This window comes from Thermoleptolyngbya sichuanensis A183 (assembly GCF_013177315.1).
GTDB lineage: Bacteria > Cyanobacteriota > Cyanobacteriia > Elainellales > Elainellaceae > Thermoleptolyngbya > Thermoleptolyngbya sichuanensis.
Genome location: NZ_CP053661.1, coordinates 4,123,774 through 4,141,475, shown reverse-complemented (window position 1 = coordinate 4,141,475; position 17,702 = coordinate 4,123,774). Strand labels below are relative to the sequence as shown.

At 58.0% G+C, this 17,702-nt stretch carries 16 protein-coding genes and 1 tRNA gene; 9 read left to right on the top strand and 8 right to left on the bottom strand.

The genetic code is table 11. The features are described from left to right. Nucleotides 1-12: 12 nt before the first annotated feature. On the top strand, nucleotides 13-426 hold the full coding sequence (gene rplU, locus HPC62_RS17265) for a 50S ribosomal protein L21 (RefSeq protein ID WP_172357645.1): 414 nt from the start codon (nucleotides 13-15) through the stop codon (nucleotides 424-426). 81 nt (nucleotides 427-507) lie between these two features. Then, on the top strand, nucleotides 508-780 hold the full coding sequence (gene rpmA, locus HPC62_RS17260; RefSeq protein ID WP_172357643.1) for a 50S ribosomal protein L27: 273 nt from the start codon (nucleotides 508-510) through the stop codon (nucleotides 778-780). 223 nt (nucleotides 781-1,003) lie between these two features. Here rpmA and fabG read toward each other — a convergent pair whose 3' ends face one another. Beyond that, a complete protein-coding gene (fabG, locus tag HPC62_RS17255; protein WP_172357641.1) occupies nucleotides 1,004-1,753 on the bottom strand; it encodes a 3-oxoacyl-[acyl-carrier-protein] reductase in 750 nt (249 codons plus the stop codon). A gap of 275 nt (nucleotides 1,754-2,028) precedes the next feature. On the opposite strand from fabG, the gene trxA reads away from it, so the two are divergent. Continuing rightward, nucleotides 2,029-2,346 carry a thioredoxin gene (gene trxA, locus HPC62_RS17250; protein ID WP_172357639.1) on the top strand — a complete coding sequence of 106 codons (318 nt, stop codon included), beginning with the start codon at nucleotides 2,029-2,031 and terminating at the stop codon, nucleotides 2,344-2,346. On the opposite strand, the gene HPC62_RS17245 is transcribed toward trxA, so the two are convergent. The 4 genes from HPC62_RS17245 to HPC62_RS17230 all read right to left on the bottom strand — a co-directional run bounded on the left by HPC62_RS17245 (nucleotide 2,343) and on the right by HPC62_RS17230 (nucleotide 6,077). Then, entirely contained in the window at nucleotides 2,343-4,040 is a 1,698-nt protein-coding gene (locus HPC62_RS17245) for a glycosyltransferase family 39 protein (protein ID WP_172357637.1), read from the bottom strand. The two genes, trxA and HPC62_RS17245, sit on opposite strands and share 4 nt — an antisense overlap. Beyond that, nucleotides 4,037-5,230 (bottom strand): aminotransferase class V-fold PLP-dependent enzyme, encoded by a 1,194-nt coding sequence (locus HPC62_RS17240; RefSeq protein ID WP_172357635.1) that lies wholly within the window; start codon nucleotides 5,228-5,230, stop codon nucleotides 4,037-4,039. The genes HPC62_RS17245 and HPC62_RS17240 overlap by 4 nt, the downstream gene beginning before the upstream one ends. Nucleotides 5,231-5,248: 18 nt before the next feature. After that, nucleotides 5,249-5,320, bottom strand: a tRNA-Asn gene (locus tag HPC62_RS17235). 187 nt (nucleotides 5,321-5,507) lie between these two features. Beyond that, the gene (locus tag HPC62_RS17230; RefSeq protein WP_172357633.1) at nucleotides 5,508-6,077 is read right to left on the bottom strand and encodes an NYN domain-containing protein; all 570 of its coding nucleotides are present in this window, start codon (nucleotides 6,075-6,077) and stop codon (nucleotides 5,508-5,510) included. 366 nt (nucleotides 6,078-6,443) lie between these two features. Here HPC62_RS17230 and HPC62_RS17225 point away from each other — a divergent pair, with 366 nt between their 5' ends. Continuing rightward, nucleotides 6,444-7,010, top strand: a complete 567-nt coding sequence (locus tag HPC62_RS17225; protein WP_172357631.1) for a DUF3172 domain-containing protein — start codon at nucleotides 6,444-6,446, stop codon at nucleotides 7,008-7,010. Between the two features lie 105 nt (nucleotides 7,011-7,115). Here the strand turns inward: HPC62_RS17225 and HPC62_RS17220 are convergent, their stop codons facing one another. Further along, a complete protein-coding gene (locus HPC62_RS17220; protein WP_172357629.1) occupies nucleotides 7,116-8,525 on the bottom strand; it encodes an amidase in 1,410 nt (469 codons plus the stop codon). A gap of 305 nt (nucleotides 8,526-8,830) precedes the next feature. Between HPC62_RS17220 and HPC62_RS17215 the strand changes: the two genes are divergently transcribed. The 5 genes from HPC62_RS17215 (at nucleotide 8,831) to HPC62_RS17195 (ending at nucleotide 14,585) form a co-directional block, all read left to right on the top strand. After that, a complete protein-coding gene (locus HPC62_RS17215; RefSeq protein ID WP_216655278.1) occupies nucleotides 8,831-10,369 on the top strand; it encodes a WD40 domain-containing protein in 1,539 nt (512 codons plus the stop codon). A 189-nt stretch (nucleotides 10,370-10,558) separates the two neighbouring features. Continuing rightward, on the top strand, nucleotides 10,559-11,056 hold the full coding sequence (locus tag HPC62_RS17210; RefSeq protein ID WP_205370758.1) for a GbsR/MarR family transcriptional regulator: 498 nt from the start codon (nucleotides 10,559-10,561) through the stop codon (nucleotides 11,054-11,056). Nucleotides 11,057-11,181: 125 nt separating this feature from the next. Continuing rightward, nucleotides 11,182-12,513, top strand: coding sequence for an efflux RND transporter periplasmic adaptor subunit (locus HPC62_RS17205; RefSeq protein ID WP_205370760.1), 1,332 nt, complete (start codon nucleotides 11,182-11,184; stop codon nucleotides 12,511-12,513). A gap of 9 nt (nucleotides 12,514-12,522) precedes the next feature. Then, complete coding sequence (locus HPC62_RS17200; protein WP_172357623.1) at nucleotides 12,523-13,740, top strand: ABC transporter permease; 1,218 nt, start codon at nucleotides 12,523-12,525, stop codon at nucleotides 13,738-13,740. Nucleotides 13,741-13,865: 125 nt separating this feature from the next. Then, entirely contained in the window at nucleotides 13,866-14,585 is a 720-nt protein-coding gene (locus HPC62_RS17195) for an ABC transporter ATP-binding protein (protein WP_068511525.1), read from the top strand. Nucleotides 14,586-14,761: 176 nt separating this feature from the next. On the opposite strand, the gene HPC62_RS17190 is transcribed toward HPC62_RS17195, so the two are convergent. After that, nucleotides 14,762-16,138 (bottom strand): UDP-glucose dehydrogenase family protein, encoded by a 1,377-nt coding sequence (locus tag HPC62_RS17190; RefSeq protein ID WP_172357621.1) that lies wholly within the window; start codon nucleotides 16,136-16,138, stop codon nucleotides 14,762-14,764. A 264-nt stretch (nucleotides 16,139-16,402) separates the two neighbouring features. After that, nucleotides 16,403-17,365, bottom strand: coding sequence for a UDP-glucuronic acid decarboxylase family protein (locus HPC62_RS17185; protein ID WP_172357620.1), 963 nt, complete (start codon nucleotides 17,363-17,365; stop codon nucleotides 16,403-16,405). Nucleotides 17,366-17,702: the final 337 nt, after the last annotated feature.

The window sequence follows — 17,702 nt, the reverse complement described above, 5'->3', positions numbered from 1 at the left end:
CGCTTTACGAAAATGACCTACGCAATTGTCGAAACGAGTGGAACCCAACTGCGGGTAGAGCCGGGCCGGTTCTACGACGTGAACCGCCTGGATGTGGGCGAAAACGAAAAAGTCACCCTGGATCGGGTGCTGTTTGTTGAAAACGACGGCGAAATTTCGGTGGGGCAGCCTTTGGTGGCTGGGGCAACCGTCGAAGCGACTGTCCTGCGCCATCTGCGGGCCCGCAAAATCATCGTCTACAAGATGCGCCCCAAAAAGAAAACCCGCAAGAAGCAAGGCCATCGCCAAGATCTGACCCGCCTGATGATCGACGCGATCAACCTGGGCGGCACGACTCTGGCCGCTGCAAAGAAAACAGAAGTTGTTCAGGCGACTGAGCTGGTGGAACCTGCCCCGGAACCTGCGGCAGACGACGCAGAAGCCTAGAGGGTAAGCTGGAGCGCAGTTTCTAGTTTTGAGACGTGAGTTTGTGGATTGAGTTTGTTGATTTAGAGAAGGGCAGGAATCATGGCACACAAGAAAGGAACTGGCAGCACTCGCAACGGCCGCGACTCTAATGCACAGCGCCTTGGCGTGAAGCGCTACGGTGGACAAACCGTGACCGCAGGCAGCATCCTGGTGCGTCAGCGTGGCACCAAGGTTCACCCCGGCTTCAACGTTGGCATCGGCAGCGATGACACCCTGTTTGCGCTGATTGACGGCGTGGTGACGTTTGAGCGAAAGGGCAACAGCCGCAAGAAGGTGAGCGTGTATCCGGCGGCGGAAACCGCGTCTGCCTAGTGTGATCAGTCGTTGAGCATCAAGTTAAGCATTGAGATAGGATTCTGGCGGGGCGATCGCCCTTTGCTCGGTTCCCTCTATTAACCTAGAAGCCTCTGAGGTCAAGCGTCGTCCTGTCGCTCACTCCCTCAGAGGCTTTTGAATTGAGGCTTTTGAATTGAAGCCTAGTCCCGAAGGTGGGGCGCTAATTTATTGCGCTAATCGGGGGTGCTAATCTAGGGCGCTAATCCATCACCATGCCGCCATCCACATTCAGCACTTGCCCGGTGATGTAGGCGGCGGCGGGGTCAGCCGCGAGAAATCGAGTTGCACCTGCGACCTCTTCGGCCTGGCCATAGCGCCCCAGCGGAATGAACTTCAAAATATCCTCGCTGTTTAGCCCGTGGGTCATGTCAGTGGCGATGAACCCAGGGGCGATCGCATTCACGGTAATCCCACGCGGGGCCAGTTCCTTGGCGACACTCTTGGTAAAGCCAATCACGCCTGCTTTGGCGGCGCTGTAGTTCGCCTGGCCGGGATTGCCCATCAGCCCCACGACCGAGCTAATGTTGATGATCCGCCCAGACTTTTGCTTCAGCATGATCTTGCTGGCGGCGCGGGTACAGAGAAACACGCCCGTCAGGTTCAGGTCGATGACGGCCTGCCAGTCCTCTGGCTTCATCCGCAGCAGCAGCGTGTCGCGGGTAATGCCTGCATTGTTTACCAGCACATCGACCCGCCCCCATTTCTCCATGACGGCGTTGAACAGCGCATCCACCTGATCCGCCTTCGACACATCGGCTTGCAGGGCAATCGCCTCGCTGCCTGCGCCCGCAATCTCCGCCACCACCGCATCGGCCGCCCCGCTGGAACTGGCGTAGTTGACGGCGACCTTTGCGCCCTCTGCGGCCAGGGCCAGGGCGATCGCCCGTCCAATTCCCCGCGATGCGCCCGTCACGATGGCGACCTGTCCTGCTAACCGTTGTATTGTCATAGCCGTTTCTCGAAAATCCAGAGTTCATCTTATCCCACAGGCGTTACGCCGTTAAGACCTGCTTTCTGGGGGGTTGTCTGGATGTCTCGCAGGCTGCACCCGCAAGACGTAACTCGTTCTAAGGCGAGTCCCGAAATCCAGAAGCGCGGGGCGGGGGCAATCCTGGCGAGAAAACCCGCCATGCATCGCCAGAAAACCGCCCCCCGTAGCCCAAAATCCTCACTAGGATGGAGGAAATAGCAGCCCCCAAGCCCTATTTAACGGAGGATGCGACGATGGCCGTCAAGAAAGCCTTTGGCAGTTTTCAAGAGATGATCGATCAGTCGGAGAAGCCCGTGCTGGTGGACTTTTATGCGACGTGGTGTGGCCCCTGCCAGATGATGGGCAAAATTCTCGAAGATGTGAACGCCCGGATGAAATCCAAGCTGCGGGTCGTGAAAATCAACACCGAAGCCTATCCAGATTTGGCCTCAAAGTACCAGGTCTACGCGCTGCCGACGCTGGTGCTGTTTAAGCAGGGGCAGCCTGTGGATCGGATTGAGGGTGTGTTGACTGCGCCACAGCTCATGCAGCGCCTTGCCGCAAAGATCTAGCCCTCGCAGCGGAGGTGGTGCAGCCGATAGCCGTCTTCCGTGCCGTCGTCTAGCACGGTGCAGTTTTGTTGTGCCAGTTCCCGAAGCAGCGCCGGACGCTGGGGAATTTCGATATTCAGCAGCCAGAGGTCGAACGGGCGGGGCTGGGGTGCGACAGCGCTGAGAATACTGGGGGCGATCGCCGCTCTGGGGGACTCCTGATGCGCCAGCAGAAAACGCGGTTCGGGGCCATCGGCAAACTGCGATCGCCATGACCACGCCACGCCCATCAGCCGACCCGTTTGCCCATGCGTGCGGTGGGCGATCGCCACCAGAGCGGGAAAGCGGGTATTCTCCCGAATCCGCTGAGCCAGCAGGTCGGGCCGGTGCGTTTTTTGGAAGCCCAGGTTCGCCAGCACCGTAAGGCTGCCCAGCAGCCCCAGCAGGGCTACCAGAAGAATTACCCGCCGCTGCCCCTGTTGCCACAGGGCCGCGAATCCTCCTGCAACCAGCACCATGACCGCCGGGTAAACCACAAACTGATAGCGAAATGCCACGGTCAGGTCGCGCTGAAAGCCATAGGTGATCAGCAAAAACAGGGCGATCGCACTTAGCACCACGCCCCCCAGCGGCAGGACGGAATCAGGCGTTTTCTGAACCTGGAGCCGCAGGCCAGCCGTGAGTTTGGCAGCCGTCCACAGCGCCAGCCCCACCAGCGCCAGCACCGAGGCATAGGCGACAGTCGGCGGCGTTGCTTGGACAGGCAGCAAATAAAGCATACTGACCAGCCCGCTGAGCAATTGCCCCAGGGGAGTGAGCCACGCCAGCCCCGTGCGATCGCGCCGCACGATCCAGCGGGTTAGCTCCGATTCTTGCGTGCCCTGAAGCGTTGGCAGCCACACCAACCCACTGAGCAGCGTGCCCCCCCCCACCGCCAGCACTCGCCGCCAGCCCGCATTCAGGCGAAATTTGCCCTGCCGGAGTTGAAAGAGCGCCAATCCGACTAGGGTCAACGCTTCGGCAGCAAGGGCGATCGCCACAAAATAATGCGTCGCCAGCCCCAGCCCGTTCACCAAAATCCACGCGCCGCAGAGCCAGAGCGCTGGCACTCTCTCGGTTTGCAAAGCGCGAACGGTCGCCAGCAGGCAAGCCAGGGAGGCCATCACCCACAGCACAGGCAGCGTGTAGTGCCGCGCCTCCTGCGCCAGATACACGCCAAAGGGCGACACCGCCATGAGCAGGGCAGTCAGGTGGGCAGCGGGGCGAGTGCGAAAGGCCAGCCAGCCCAGCCCAAAGGCAGCGGGAATCGTCAGCGTGCCGAAGAAGGCAGAGAGCGATCGCACGCCCCACAGCGAGACATACCCTCCATCGGGAGAAAACAGCCGCAGCCAGAGGTGCGTCAGCGCAAAATACAGCGGCGGATGGTTGCTCTCGCTCAGCAGGGTTTGCACTACATCGCCCTCGCCTGCATTGGGATTGGGCACGAGCGGCTGCATCAGGTCTGATAGAGAAATCACGCGGTCTAGCGGCACGGTGCGGAAGCTGTTGCCCAGGCTAAACACCATCGTGGAAAATTCGTCCGTCCAGGGGGCTTTGTCCGACAGGCGGGCAAACCGCAGCGCCAGCCCCAGCAGCGTCCACCCCAACAGCCAGAGGAGCGATCGCCCCTGGGTGGCAAGTCGATTTCTGAACATGGCATCAGGGCGATCGGTCACTGGGGTTTGGCAAGCAATAGCGCAAGGACATCTGCCAACCGATCATAGTCTGCGGGCGTGTTGTAAAGCTGCGCCGACAGGCGAATCAGCCGATTAGACACGCCCTGCCAGGGGATCACGGGAATTTCAATGGCGTGGTCTTCTACTAGCGCCCGGTAGAGTGAGTCGGCATCGCCCTCCGGCAGGGGCAGCGTCGCCATCGAGCCGATCATCTCGTCGGGACAGGGCAACCCCAACCCCAACCGCTGGCTCAGCCGTTCTCGCGCCCACAGCGCCAGCGCCCGGTTTTGCGCCATGATGTCTGCCCAGCCGCCGGGCAGCAGCGTCGCCAGGTACAGAATCGCCGTGCCCACGCAGAGAAACGGCGTGGGGTCGCCTGTGCCTGTCCAGTCAAATTCCAGATGAAAGAAGGGGCGATCGCGCCGGGGAGAATTGGCTCCGTGGCTAATCACCAGCGGCCGAATGCAATCGCGCCGATCAGCCCGCACATAGAGAAATGCCGCTCCTTTGGGCGCACAGAGCCACTTGTGGCAGTTGCCTGTGTAATAGGCCGCACCCAGGTCGTTCAGCGCCAGCGGAATCATGCCAGGTGCATGGGCCCCGTCTACCAGCGTGTCGATGCCCTGATCCGCAAGCGCCCGAATCAGCGGCGAAATCGGCAACACCAGCGCCGTCTGGCTAGACACATGGTCGATCAGCAACAGCCGGGTTCGGTTAGAGACCTTGCTCAACACGCGCTCGACCACCTGTGCGGGGCTGCTCAGCGGAAAGGGAATGTCTGCTACCACGACCGTTGCGCCGCTCCGCTGGGCGACAAACTCTAGCGCATTGCGAGAGGCGTTGTACTCGTGGTTCGTGGTCAGCAGTTCGTCGCCAGGGCGAAACGAGAGCGATCGCAGCACGGTGTTCACGCCCGTCGTGGCATTGGGCACAAAGGCTAAATCGGCGGGACTCGCCCCCACAAACGCCGCCAGCACCGCCCGCGACTCGTCTAGCAAGGGTTCGAGCGATCGCCCAAAGAACTGCACGGGCTGCGCCTCTAGCTGCTGCCGAAGCGCCTGCTGCCGCTGCTGCACGGCCAGCGGACACGCGCCAAAGGAGCCGTGGTTCAGGAATGTAAAAGCAGGGTCTAACCCCCAGACCTTTCGCCAGCCCTGACTCGACGCATCAACCACCGCAGAAGAGAGCATGGCACAGGATTCAAAAAACTCCCCAGGCTGGATTCGAACCAGCGACCAATCGGTTAACAGCCGACCGCTCTACCACTGAGCTACTGAGGAACGCGAATCTCATATTAGCAGATCAAAACGGCCGATTGGCAAGGGCGAACCGCAGTTTTTTTGAGATTTTTTTGGAGGAGTGTTTTTGGAGCCATTGGGAAGAAGGGAAAATGAAGAACGAAAAACGAAGAAAGAAGAACGAAAAGAGAAGCGGGAGAGATGGAGGCTTGGGGTGCTGAAAGGCAATTTAGGGCTGTTCAGGCTCCAACTCCCCAAACCGGAGCCGAGAGAGTTTTTCACGCGCCTGTGGGTCGAGGGAGTTGGCCAGGAAGCGGCCGGGCGATCGCCCCTTGGTAAACTGTCGCTGCCGCACCCGCCGCTCTGCCGCCTCCACGTCCGAAAGGAGCCGTTGGGCGGACATCAGTTCTGCGCCGTAGCCAATGACCGTCTGCTGCTGCGCCCGGTCAGAGGTGGCCACAATCAGCCGCTGCTCATATTTCCGCAGATCGTTGCGAAAGCGAGAGCAGGCTAGTTCGATAAAGGTATCTGCCGTTTGCTGAAAGTCGGTATAGCAGATGCAGAGATTTTCGGTGATAATTTCGCGGCTGCCCGGCGTGTCCTGATATTGCGCGTCGAACACGACCTGCGTGTTAAAGCCCTGAAAGGCGCTGTAGCCCACCAGCGATTCCACCAGCCCGCGCCGCGCTTCTTCTAGCCCGTGGCGATCGCGCAGTTGCCGCAGCACGTCCCAGGCTCCAATCACGTTGTAGCCATCGACGAGCAAAATTGCCTGATATACGGGGCGGCGACGGGGCATGGCAGAGTGCGGAGTGCGACAGTGGCGAACCAGTGACGAACGAATGGCGAACCAATGGCGAACGAGTGGCAAACCAGTGGCAAACCAGTGGCAAACCAGAACGCAGCGTTAAATCATTCCAAAGCCGTGATAGCCAGGTATTACCTCTTCTTATATGATGCCCGGTTTTGTTGCAATTCGTAAACCGCTGCCGTTGTTTCCTAGAATCTCGAAACTCTCGACTTGCCCCTTTCCCCAAACCCTGTTTTTCGATTCCTGTCCCCGTGCCTGTCGATTTCCCAAGCGAGGCACTAAACTGGATGAAAGGATTGGGCAAACCACCAGTCCTCGCTTCTTCAGTCCTTGTGCTTTTCCAGATATTTCCCTATGGCACGTAGACCCAAGGCACCCCAGCGTCCCCCCTCTTCCCGCTACATGGATGACGAACCCAAGCGATCGCCCCTCGGCTCAGCCATTAACTACGGCACAGCCATGCTGATGGCTGCCGTGTTGATTCTGGGCATCGGGCTTGGCATTGCCTTTAGCTCGACAGCAAACTTTGGCACTGAGAACGTCGCCTCGCGGGAAGTGATCGACCGCAGCGCCCCCAATGCCGATATCTGCGTGCAATACGGAGCCAGCGCCATCACGATGGATATGCGGGCGTTTTTGACGCTAAACCCGTTTAGCGTGTACGTGTCGCGTCCGGTGATGCAGCCCGGCTGCGTGCTGCGGAGTAGCAACTGGTCGATTTTGGAAAAGGCGAACGTGGTAAACGCGCAGGAAGTAAATGAGTGCCGTCGCCGTTTGAATACCTTCGGCTTTACGGGCGACATCCAGAAGGGTGGCGAGAATGTGCGCGTCACCTGCATTTACCAAAACGACTCTGCCCAAAACCTGTTCCTGGATCAGTCTGGACTTACCGGCACGCCACGAGAAACCGGTCGGTTCTAGGTTCGTCGGAGTCTAAGCTCGAAAGTCTCCAATTCAGAGCATTGTTTGCGGGGCTGGCCAAGGGGTCAGCCCTGCTTTACAGCAAAATTTGCAGGAAAACCCGTTCTAGGTGGTGGCGATCGCCGGCCGGTGCTGAATCCACGGCTGGTCTTGCTCTAGCTGTGCTGCCAGGGAAATGAGCGTCACTTCGTCGGCGGGTCGCCCCACAAGTTGAACACCGATAGGCAATCCGGTTTCGGTGAATCCCGTCGGGAGGGCAATGCCCGGTTGCCCAGTCGCGTTCAAGATGGGGCTGGGCGCAACCCAGTGGACGATGTTTTGAAACATTTTGTGGGCAGGCAGGCTGGCCCATTCCCCCACGCGAATCGTGGGGTGGAGAAACACGGGAAACAGGGCGGCATCGTAGGGCAACAGCGTTGCGACAATCTGGCGAGCGGCGATCTGCATCTGGTTCACTGCGGTCAGGTATTGTCCGGCACTGCGTTTGCGCGATCGCCAGTAGAGCCAGCGATTCAGCTTGCCCATCACAAACCACGGCACGCCGACGTCTACGCCCGTTTGCCAAACAGCGATCAGCGGCTCCACCAATTGATTCAGGTCAATCTGCACAGGTTCGACCGTGTGGCCCAGCGCCTCCAGTTGCTTTGCCGTGTCCAGCACGGCCTGGGTGCAGGCGGCATCGGCAGCCCCGATGGGCGAAAAGTCCGTAGTATAGCCAATCCGCAGGCGACCGGGCGATCGCCCTACTGCTGCCAGGAAACTGGGTTCGGGATCGGGCAGCCAGTAGGGATCGCCCACGGTATAGCCCGCCATTACGTCCAGCAGGGCTGCGGCATCTGCCACCGTGCGGGCGATGGGGCCATCGGTAGACAGCCCGTTCATGCGATCGCCCACCGGAGCTAGCGACACCCGCCCTCGTGCGGGCTTTAGCCCCACCAGCCCGCAGCAAAACGCGGGCCCGCGAATCGAGCCGCCGCCATCTGTGCCCTGGGCGATCGCCGCCAAACCCGCCGCCACCGAGGCCGCCGCGCCGCCGCTAGAGCCACCCGGTGTATAGTCCGGATTCCAGGGATTGCGGGCGGGTGGAAAGCCGCGTGGCTCCGTAAAGGGCGTGGAGCCAATCTCTGAGGTGGCTGTTTTGCCCAGAAGCACGAAGCCCGCCTGCCGCAGCCGCGTCACCACGCCCGCATCTTCGGCAGCGACTCGATTCTTTGCCACGCTCAAACCATAGCTACAGCACTCACCCGCCACCGGGGTCAGATCTTTAATAGAGATAGGAACCCCCAAAAACGGCGGCAGTTCACTGGGGTCTGCCTGGAGGAGCCGCTCGGTCTGGTCTTTTGCCGTGGCGATCGCCGCCTCGGCCATCACGGTGAAATAGCTGCCCAGCAAGGGATTGAGCCGCTCGATCCGCTCCAGGTATAGCTCTACCAATTCCAGAGGCGACACCTCGCGGCTCCGAATCAGACGGGCCTGTTCTAGCGCTGGGGTAAAGGCAAGGTCAACGGCATTCATGGGTGGCGACGTTCAGTAAGGAGCGACTTCTGATGACTCTAGCAAGGCCGCTCCCAAATTCCTGCAACAGCAGGACAGATTTTCTCATAGCCCACAATTTGCGTCTGCTGTCCTACTTGCCCTATCTGATACTTGCCCTATCTGAATTGAGCCATTGCGCTTGTTCAGATTACTCGCTCCTGATTGCCCGCTCCTGATTGCCCCGTTCTGATTTCCCACTCCTGATTGCCCACTCACGATTCCTGTGAATACTAGACCATGCCACCCGATCGGCAACCCCTGGCAGGACAACCCGCAGGTCATCCGTGTGCCAACTGAAGTATCGAAATATGGCAGAAATTCAGTCCTATTACGAGCGTCTTGATCTCAAAGTTGGCGCATCCGAAGCCGACGTAAAGGCCGCCTATCGGGCCCTGGCAAAGCGCTGGCATCCCGATCAGTTTCGTGATCCTCAACAAAAGAAACAGGCCGAAGAGGAACTCAAAAAAATCAATGAAGCCTATCAAAAAATCAAGGCGTTTCTAATCGAAAATCCCTCTCCTCAAACCGAGGCAGGAGGACAGTCTCAAGAGCGCGAAAACTCAGACCCAACCGCAAATCATTCGTCATCTAAATCCTCGTCGGCACAGACCAAAATCTACACTTCAGGGGCATCGGCCGCAGAAGCGCTTTACCAGATGGGGGCTGAATTGACCAAGGCCGGAAAATATGAAGAGGCGATCGCCCATTTCAGCAGCGCTATCAAGCTCAATCCCAACTATGCAGAAGCCTATCGACATCGGGGCTTTGTCTATTCTTTGATGGGGTTAGAGCTAGGGGCAGAATCAGACCTGAGAAAAGCAAAAGCACTAGGACTTACGTCCCAAAACCGTACCTCCCGATCGGATCGAACGGCTCAATCTGAACCCGAAATTGTTTCCGAAGTTCTGACTCCAGAAAACTCCAAAAGTCAAATTTGGCAGTGGGTTCATCCCCTGGAGCCACATCATGATGAAGTCACAGGTCTGTTATTTTCCCCAAATGGAAAGAGCCTGATCAGCGCTAGCAAAGACGGATCAATTCAGCTTTGGAATCCGCTAAAAGGCACCTTATTGGTTACATTAGAAACCCGATCAGCGGCAATCGCCTCGCTGGCTCTTAGCGCAAATGGCGAAATTCTAGCCAGCGCTAATGCCATGCCTGAAGTCAAACTCTGGCATTTGCGGACGGGCGCTTTGCTCAAAACGCTCAGACCCAATGCAGAGGCGATCGCCGACATCACCTTTCATCCGCATCAGCCGATTCTAATCGTCGCCAGCAAAGACGGCAGCATTACCTTTTGGGATTTGCGATCGGGCAAGTTGGTGAAAGGCTTGAACTGGCAAAAAACATCCGTTTCTGCCCTCGAAATTAACCCCGACGGACGCACCCTGGCGATCGCCAGCGGCAACGGTTCTCTGGTGCTTTGGAACCTGAGCTTGAACCGCCCGATGCGGACGCTGGATTGGCCCTGCGGTGGCATTTCAGCGATGACCTTCACGGCAGATGATTCGCGGTTAATTTTGGGCTGTCAGGATCGCACCCTGCGAATCTGGGACAGGGTGGGCGATCGCCTTGTGGCAACGCTTGCTGGTCACGCGGCCGCCGTCACGGGCATCTCGTCGGGTCATAGCCGAAACGCGGTGGCTAGTGGTGGCGATCGCACGGTTCGCCTGTGGAATGTAGAAACCAGACAGCTTCTCGCCGTGCTGGACGGGCACGAAGCCGCCGTCACCGCTGTTGGTTTTCTGGAACCGCAGCGCATCCTGGCCAGCGGCAGTGCCGACGGCTCGATCCTGATCTGGCGCAGAACAGACGAGCCGTGATCCCATTGCTGCCAGCAAATTCCTCCGGTCAGGTGAGGATATCCGGAGGAGCCGTCAGGAATGTCTTCAGGTTAAAGTGAAGCTATGGGGAGAAATGCTTACCTTCCTAATTATTTATTCAAAAAGTTCAGTGATTACTGAACATTCCAAACTGAGGGCGATTCGTGTTAAGTATCGTTAAGATCTAACGTGAGGTGGAAGCCGTTGAACCGAGAGCAGCCGTTCGAGCATACGCATTTTGTCGAAGAAGTGGGGCTGATGTTTGAACTGATTGGGCTGCCCCGCATGGCCGGGCGCATCTTTGGCTGGCTGCTGATTTCTCAACCGCCGCACCAGTCCAGTGGCGAACTGGCGGAGGTGCTGCAAGCCAGCAAAGGGTCCATTAGCTCGATGACGCGCCTGCTGATCCAGCTTGGGCTGATTGAGCGACTGCCGCTGCCGGGCGATCGCCGCGATTTTTTTCAGATCAAGCCCCACGCCTGGTCACAGCTTCATGAACAGCAGCTTGCCCGCATCGCCGCCTTCCGCAAGCTCTCCGAACGCGGCCTCGACCTGCTCAAAACCCAGCCGCCCGAATCCCAGCAGCGCCTCCGCGAAATGCACGACTACCATGCCTTTTGGGAGCAAGAGCTGCCCCGTGTGCATCAGCGCTGGATTGAGCATCGCCGAAAGATGGCGGTGGAGTAGTAGCAGATGACCAAAATGAGAGGACTGCTAGCCCCCTTTTAATTTTGTTTCTCATCCCCTCTGCGAATCTCTCAATCCTCCCAATTCCAACACCCCCAATCCCTAACCCAATCCCTAAAATGACCATGCGACTCCCTATGATCGGCAAAGTTCAGCCCAGCAATCCCTGGCTGTGGGGATTGGTAGCGGCGGGTTTGATTGGCACGGGTACGACGGCGGCGCTGGTGGCGCGACAGAGTGCGACGATTCCTGATGTGGCGGCGCTGACGGTGCCCGTGGAATCGCAAGCCCTGACGGTGCGAATTACCGCCAACGGCAGGGTGCAGCCTGTGCAAACGGTGAATATCAGCCCCAAGGCGACGGGTATTTTGCGAGAACTGCTGGTGGAACAGGGCGATCGCGTCCGGGAAGGGCAGATCATCGCCCGCATGGAGAGTGAAGACGTGGCGGCGCGAATGATGCAGGCGCGGGCCCAGGTTGCCGAAGCGCAGGCCCGACTGGCAGAAGTGCGATCGGGCAATCGTCCCGAAGAAATTGCCCAGCGCCAGGCCGAAGTGGAGCGGGCCCGGGCCCAGGTGCGCGATGCCGAAACCCGCGTGCAGTTGGCGAATCAGCGGCTAGAGCGGAACCGATCGCTGGCCAGCCAGGGCGCAATTTCCCGCGATGCGCTGGATGAAGTGGTGCGTGAAGCCAACAGTGCCCGCGCCAACCTGGAGCAAACCCAGGCCAGCCTGCGGGCCGCGGAGCAGAGCCTGAATCTGTCTCGCAACGGCAGCCGCGCCGAAGACATTGCCCAGGCAGAAGCCCAGTTGGCCAGCGCCTTAGGCAATCTCCGCAGCGTAGAAGTGCAGCAAGAGGACACAGTGCTGCGGGCCCCCTTTGACGGCATTGTGACTCAGAAATATGCGACGGAGGGGGCGTTCGTCACGCCGACGACTTCGGCTTCGGACGCAACTTCTGCTACTTCGACCGCGATTGTGGCGATCGCCAGCGGGCTAGAAATCCTGGCAGATGTGCCAGAGGTAGACATCGGGCAAATTCGCCCCGGCCAAACGGTAGAAATTCGTGCCGATGCCCTGCCTAATCAGGTGTTCACGGGTGAAGTGCGGCTGGTGGCTCCGGAGGCGGTGGTGCGGCAAAACGTCACCTCCTTTCAGGTGCGGATTCGCCTGCTGACGGGGCAAGACAGGTTGCTGTCGGGCATGAATGTGGATCTGGACTTTTTGGGCGATCGCCTCGATAGCGCGGTCGTGGTTCCGACGGTGGCGATCGTCACGAAGGATGGGCAGAACGGGGTGCTGGTTCCCGGTGAGCGAAATCGACCCGAATTTCGCCCTGTTACGCTGGGCACTGCCGTCGGCAACCAGACCCAGATTCTAGACGGCATCGAACCGGGCGATCGCGTCTTTATCGATTTGCCCCCGCAGTATGCCCGCGAGTGGATGCAGCCGCAATAGGGAGGATCTATGGACTTACTCGAAAGCACCGCAATGGCGGTGAAAACCCTCAAAGCCAATAAGCTCCGCAGTGCGTTGACCATGCTGGGCATCATCATTGGGAATGCCTCGGTGATTACGATGGTGGGCGTGGGCCAGGGGGCGCAGCGCTATGCGTCCGAACAGTTTGAGTCGCTGGGGCCGAACGTGCTGTTTGTGATTCCCGGCAGTGACTCGTCTCGTCAGCGCACGCTAGAAACACCGCGCACCCTGACGCTAGAAGATGCAGAGGCGATCGCCTCCCAGGTTCCCACGGTCATCGGCGTTGCGCCCCAACTGCAAACCCAGCAGACCGTCACCCAAGGCAACCGCAGCACCAGCGCCCTAATCGTGGGCACGACTCCTGAATTCAGCACAGTGCGGAGCTTCCCAGTGGCACGGGGTCGCTTCCTCACGGATATGGACGTGCAGCGGGGAAACCGCTCGGTGGCGCTGGGGGCTGACCTGGCCCGCAGCCTGTTTGGCGACGCTGACCCGCTGGGGCAAACGATTCGGATTAAAAATCTCACCTTTCAGGTCGTGGGCGTGATGGAGGCGAAGGGCGCATTCTTAGGTAATAACCAGGATGACGTGGCCTATATCCCCATCACCACCATGTCGTCGCAGATTACAGGCAACTCGTCGCCCTACGGCACAGAAGTCACCTTTATTTCCATCATGTCGCGGGATGAGCAGTCCATTGGTGCGGCCCAGTTTCAGGTGACGAATCTGCTTCGATTGCGCCACAGAATCGTATCTGAAGATGACTTTACGGTTCGCAGCCAAAAAGACGCGCTGGAGATTGTGGGCAATGTTACCGGGGCGCTGACCATCATGCTGGCGGCGATCGCCGGAATTTCGCTCCTCGTCGGCGGCATCGGCATCATGAACATCATGCTCGTCTCTGTCCGCGAGCGCACCCAGGAAATCGGCCTCAGGAAGGCAATCGGCGCATCCCAGCAAGACATTCTGGTGCAGTTTATGATCGAGGCAACCATCCTGGCCGTGCTGGGCGGCGTGGCAGGAACCCTGATCGGCATCGGCGGTGTGTCCCTAGCCGGTGCGCTGACCCCGCTCAAGGCGGGCGTTTCTCCCACCGCCATTCTTCTAGCGGTGGGTGTATCGGGTGGCATAGGCCTCTTCTTCGGCGTGGTTCCCGCCCGCCAGGCCGCCAAGCTTGACCCCATTGTTGCCCTCCGCAGTGCCTAACTGTGCCTAACTGTGCCTAACTTATGCCTACTTAACTGTGCCTAACTGCGCCTAACTCGTGTTGGCGTGGTAGGGTTCCGGCTCCACTGCGCCAACACCTCACCTTCCTAAAATCCCCTTTTCCTATGCAGCCCATCATCCGCCTCGAGCACATCTCCAAAGTCTACGGTTCTGGCAATACGGAAGTCCGCGCCCTGTCGGATGTGAACCTGACGGTCGAAGCAGGGGAATATTGCTCCATCATGGGGCCCTCGGGTTCTGGCAAGTCCACGGCGATGAACGTGATCGGCTGTCTCGATCGCCCTACGTCTGGCAGCTATTACCTGGACGGAACCGATGTGGCGGGTTTGGATGATACGGAACTGGCCCACGTCCGAAATCGCAAGATTGGCTTTGTGTTTCAACAATTCCACCTGCTGCCGCAACTCACTGCCATCGAGAATGTGATGCTGCCAATGGTTTATGCAGGCGTGCCTGTACGCGAGCGCCAGGAGCGGGCCGCCGAAGCGCTAACCCGTGTGGGTCTGGAAAACCGCATGAACAACCGCCCCAATCAGCTTTCGGGAGGACAGCAACAACGGGTGGCGATCGCCCGCGCTATTGTAAACCGTCCTGTCTTGCTGCTAGCCGACGAGCCGACGGGTGCCCTCGACTCACACACCACTCAAGAAGTGATGAATATCTTTCAGGAGCTAAATGCAAGTGGCATCACAGTGGTCATGGTGACGCATGAACCAGAGGTGGCTCGACTCACTCGCCGCGTGGTCTGGTTCCGCGACGGGCAGGTCATCCATGCCAACATGGCTCCGTCAGACATCGCTCAAGTGTCCGTTGCGCCTGTCTAAGCGGTTCTCACCCGGGGCGAAACCTGAAATTGCACCTGACAAGAACCCAGTACAAAAAAACAAAAAGACCTTGCGAGAATTCTCAGCAAGGTCTTGATGCTTTCTAGCTTGATTGGAGGTTCAATCGGGCAGGATCAGCTGCGAACTAGCTGGCGGCCGACTCCCTCATCCCAGATCTAGCGACCAATGCCCACATAGCGGAAACCAGCTTTCTCAATCGCTTCTTGATCAAGATAGTTCCGTCCGTCGATCAGGATGGGGCTGTTCATCAGGGTTGCCATCTTGGTATAGTCGAGCGTCTTAAACTGGCTCCAGTCCGTCACTAGCACCAGCGCATCGCAGCCATCCGCCAGACGCTCCGGATCGGTTTCCACAATCACGTTCGACAAGCCGTGGCGCATTCCGGTCTGAGATACCAACGGATCATACGCTTTGACCTTTGTGCCCAAACGAGTCAGATGCTCGATGATAGTCAGCGCAGGCGCATCGCGCATGTCGTCGGTGTCAGGCTTAAAGGTCAAGCCCAGCAGGCCCACCGTCTTGCCCTTCAGAATCTTCAGCACTTGCTGGAGTTTCTCAACCGCAATCAAGCGCTGGCGGTCGTTAACGCTCACAGCAGCCTTTAGAAGCTGAGCTTCATAACCGTAATCATCCGCCGTGTGAACCAACGCCGCAACGTCTTTGGGGAAGCAAGAGCCGCCCCAGCCGATGCCTGCTTGCAGGAACTTGCCGCCGATGCGCGAGTCCAGACCAATGCCTTTGGCGACCTGGGTTACGTCCGCACCCACGCGATCGCAGATATTTGCCACTTCGTTGATGAAGCTAATCTTGGTTGCCAGGAATGCATTGGCAGCGTACTTCACCATCTCTGCCGAACTGAGGTCAGTCACGACCACGGGCACCGTCGGGCCAGATTTGTCTTCCGCAAACTGACGAGCCACAATCGGCGCATATAGTTCCTTCATCATCGAGATGGCGCGGGAGCTATTGCTACCTAGCACAATCCGATCTGGGTTGAAGGTGTCATACACCGCGCAACCTTCTCGTAGAAATTCGGGGTTGCTGACTACATCGAAGGCCACATCCGGCTCTGCCACCGCCACGCCACCGCCAGCCGTAGCCACCTGACGCTCTAAAACGCCATCCATAACAATCATACGAACCCAGTCGCCGGAGCCAATCGGCACTGTTGACTTGTTCACAATCACCTTGTAGCCGCTGTTCAGGTGTGCCCCAATCCCACGCGCCACGGCTTCGACATAGCGGGTATCGCTCTCTCCGGTCGGTAGCGGAGGCGTACCCACTGCAATAAACAAAATCTCGCCATGTTCCACACCCTTGGCCAGATCAGTGGTGAACTCAATCCTGCCTTCCTGAATGCAGGCGGTCATTAGCTCAGAGAGTCCAGGCTCGAAAATGGGCGACTGCCCGGACTTCATCAGCTTGACCTTTTCTTCGTTGTTGTCCACACAAATTACGTCATGCCCAATGTGAGACAAGCAAACACCTGTCACCAAGCCGACGTAGCCTGTACCGATAACACACACGCGCATGGGCAGTACCTCATTTATTCAACTGCTGACGATGGACAAGGGAAACGCATCTCGAACAACAAATCTCGAGCAATAAAAATTCCTACAAGATGCAGTCAAAAGCGCTCCAGATCTAAAACGCCCAGGTAGGACAAGCTGTGTAGCCCATCAAAGCTACCGTGAGGCAGGATCAAAGGACTTGGCGGGGCACCCCTCTACAAGACTGGCTCGTGAACCCAGTAAGAGGCTTCAGAGATTCTGGGGAACCCTGGGCAACCAGCCCCGCTAGTGTGAGGAAACCGAGGGAACTTTAGCGACGCGATCGCCCAGACGAGTCCGAAAATCCTCAATCGTAAGCCGTAGCCCGTCTGCCAGAGGCACCGTCGGCTGCCAGCCTAGATGCGTCTTGGCACGGGTAATGTCGGGCTGACGACGACGAGGATCGTCCTGGGGCAACGGCTCAAACTTGAGGGCTACGTCAGGGTTGATCATGGATTGCACCGTTTGAGCCAGTTGCAAAATGGTGTACTCCTCAGGATTCCCCAAATTAACCGGGCCCATAAAATCACCATTCATCAGGCGAATCAGTCCGTCTACCAAGTCTGAGACATAGCAGAAGCTCCGGGTTTGCGACCCGTCGCCGTAGACCGTTAGCGGCTTGCCTTTCAGGGCTTGCACCACAAGGTTGCTAACCACCCGACCGTCGTTTTCCAGCATCCGGGGGCCATAGGTATTGAAAATCCGAGCAACCCGAATTTCCACATCGTTCTGGCGATGATAGTCAAACGCCAGCGTTTCTGCGACCCGCTTTCCTTCGTCGTAGCAACTGCGAATCCCAATGGGGTTCACATTGCCGCGATATTCCTCCACCTGGGGATGAATTTCTGGGTCTCCGTAAACCTCAGAAGTGGATGCCAATAGGAATCGAGCTTTGATCCGCTTGGCCAGCCCCAGCATATTTAGAGTTCCCATGACGTTGGTCTTAATCGTCTTTACGGGGTTGTATTGATAGTGAACCGGGGATGCGGGGCAGGCCAGGTGATAGATCTGATCGACTTCTAGCCGGATGGGTTCAGTGATGTCGTGGCGAATCAGCTCGAAAAACGGACTATCGATCCAGCGAAGAATATTTCGCTTGTCACCTGTATAAAAGTTGTCTAAACAAATCACCTCATGCCCCTCTGCCATGAGGCGATCAATCAGGTGAGAACCAATGAACCCTGCACCACCCGTCACTAAAATTCGCATAGTTACCACCGTATAAGTGTGTACAACTCCAAACGCACTACAGGCTGTCTAAAACTAAAGTATCTGGCACATGACCCAATGTGAGGCAAGCTTCCCGGCGCGGGTCACAGTATTTTCACGGAAATGTGAAGCTAGCTAAACAAATATCGCATAACAGAAATAAAATGATCTGCTTTTGTAGATACAACCTCTTCTCTAGCGCAACGCTCTATATCTAAGGGGTAACCCCAAATCCTAAGTTCGATGTGCGCTAAGAGTTCTGAAGCTGAGTCTGCGGCAAATTTGAGGATTTTAGAGGATTTGGAGGATTGATCTGTAGGAATAGGCTGGGCGATCG

Bases quoted from the DNA above. Each gene is read 5' to 3' on its own strand.
- HPC62_RS17225 (WP_172357631.1), top strand. From the start codon at position 6,444: ATGGCACGTAGACCCAAGGCACCCCAGCGTCCCCCCTCTTCCCGCTAC.
- HPC62_RS17230 (WP_172357633.1), bottom strand. From the start codon at position 6,077: ATGCCCCGTCGCCGCCCCGTATATCAGGCAATTTTGCTCGTCGATGGC.
- HPC62_RS17195 (WP_068511525.1), top strand. From the start codon at position 13,866: ATGCAGCCCATCATCCGCCTCGAGCACATCTCCAAAGTCTACGGTTCT.
- rplU (WP_172357645.1), top strand. From the start codon at position 13: ATGACCTACGCAATTGTCGAAACGAGTGGAACCCAACTGCGGGTAGAG.
- HPC62_RS17220 (WP_172357629.1), bottom strand. From the start codon at position 8,525: ATGAATGCCGTTGACCTTGCCTTTACCCCAGCGCTAGAACAGGCCCGT.
- HPC62_RS17200 (WP_172357623.1), top strand. From the start codon at position 12,523: ATGGACTTACTCGAAAGCACCGCAATGGCGGTGAAAACCCTCAAAGCC.
- HPC62_RS17190 (WP_172357621.1), bottom strand. From the start codon at position 16,138: ATGCGCGTGTGTGTTATCGGTACAGGCTACGTCGGCTTGGTGACAGGT.
- trxA (WP_172357639.1), top strand. From the start codon at position 2,029: ATGGCCGTCAAGAAAGCCTTTGGCAGTTTTCAAGAGATGATCGATCAG.
- HPC62_RS17185 (WP_172357620.1), bottom strand. From the start codon at position 17,365: ATGCGAATTTTAGTGACGGGTGGTGCAGGGTTCATTGGTTCTCACCTG.
- HPC62_RS17240 (WP_172357635.1), bottom strand. From the start codon at position 5,230: ATGCTCTCTTCTGCGGTGGTTGATGCGTCGAGTCAGGGCTGGCGAAAG.
- fabG (WP_172357641.1), bottom strand. From the start codon at position 1,753: ATGACAATACAACGGTTAGCAGGACAGGTCGCCATCGTGACGGGCGCA.
- HPC62_RS17205 (WP_205370760.1), top strand. From the start codon at position 11,182: ATGCGACTCCCTATGATCGGCAAAGTTCAGCCCAGCAATCCCTGGCTG.
- rpmA (WP_172357643.1), top strand. From the start codon at position 508: ATGGCACACAAGAAAGGAACTGGCAGCACTCGCAACGGCCGCGACTCT.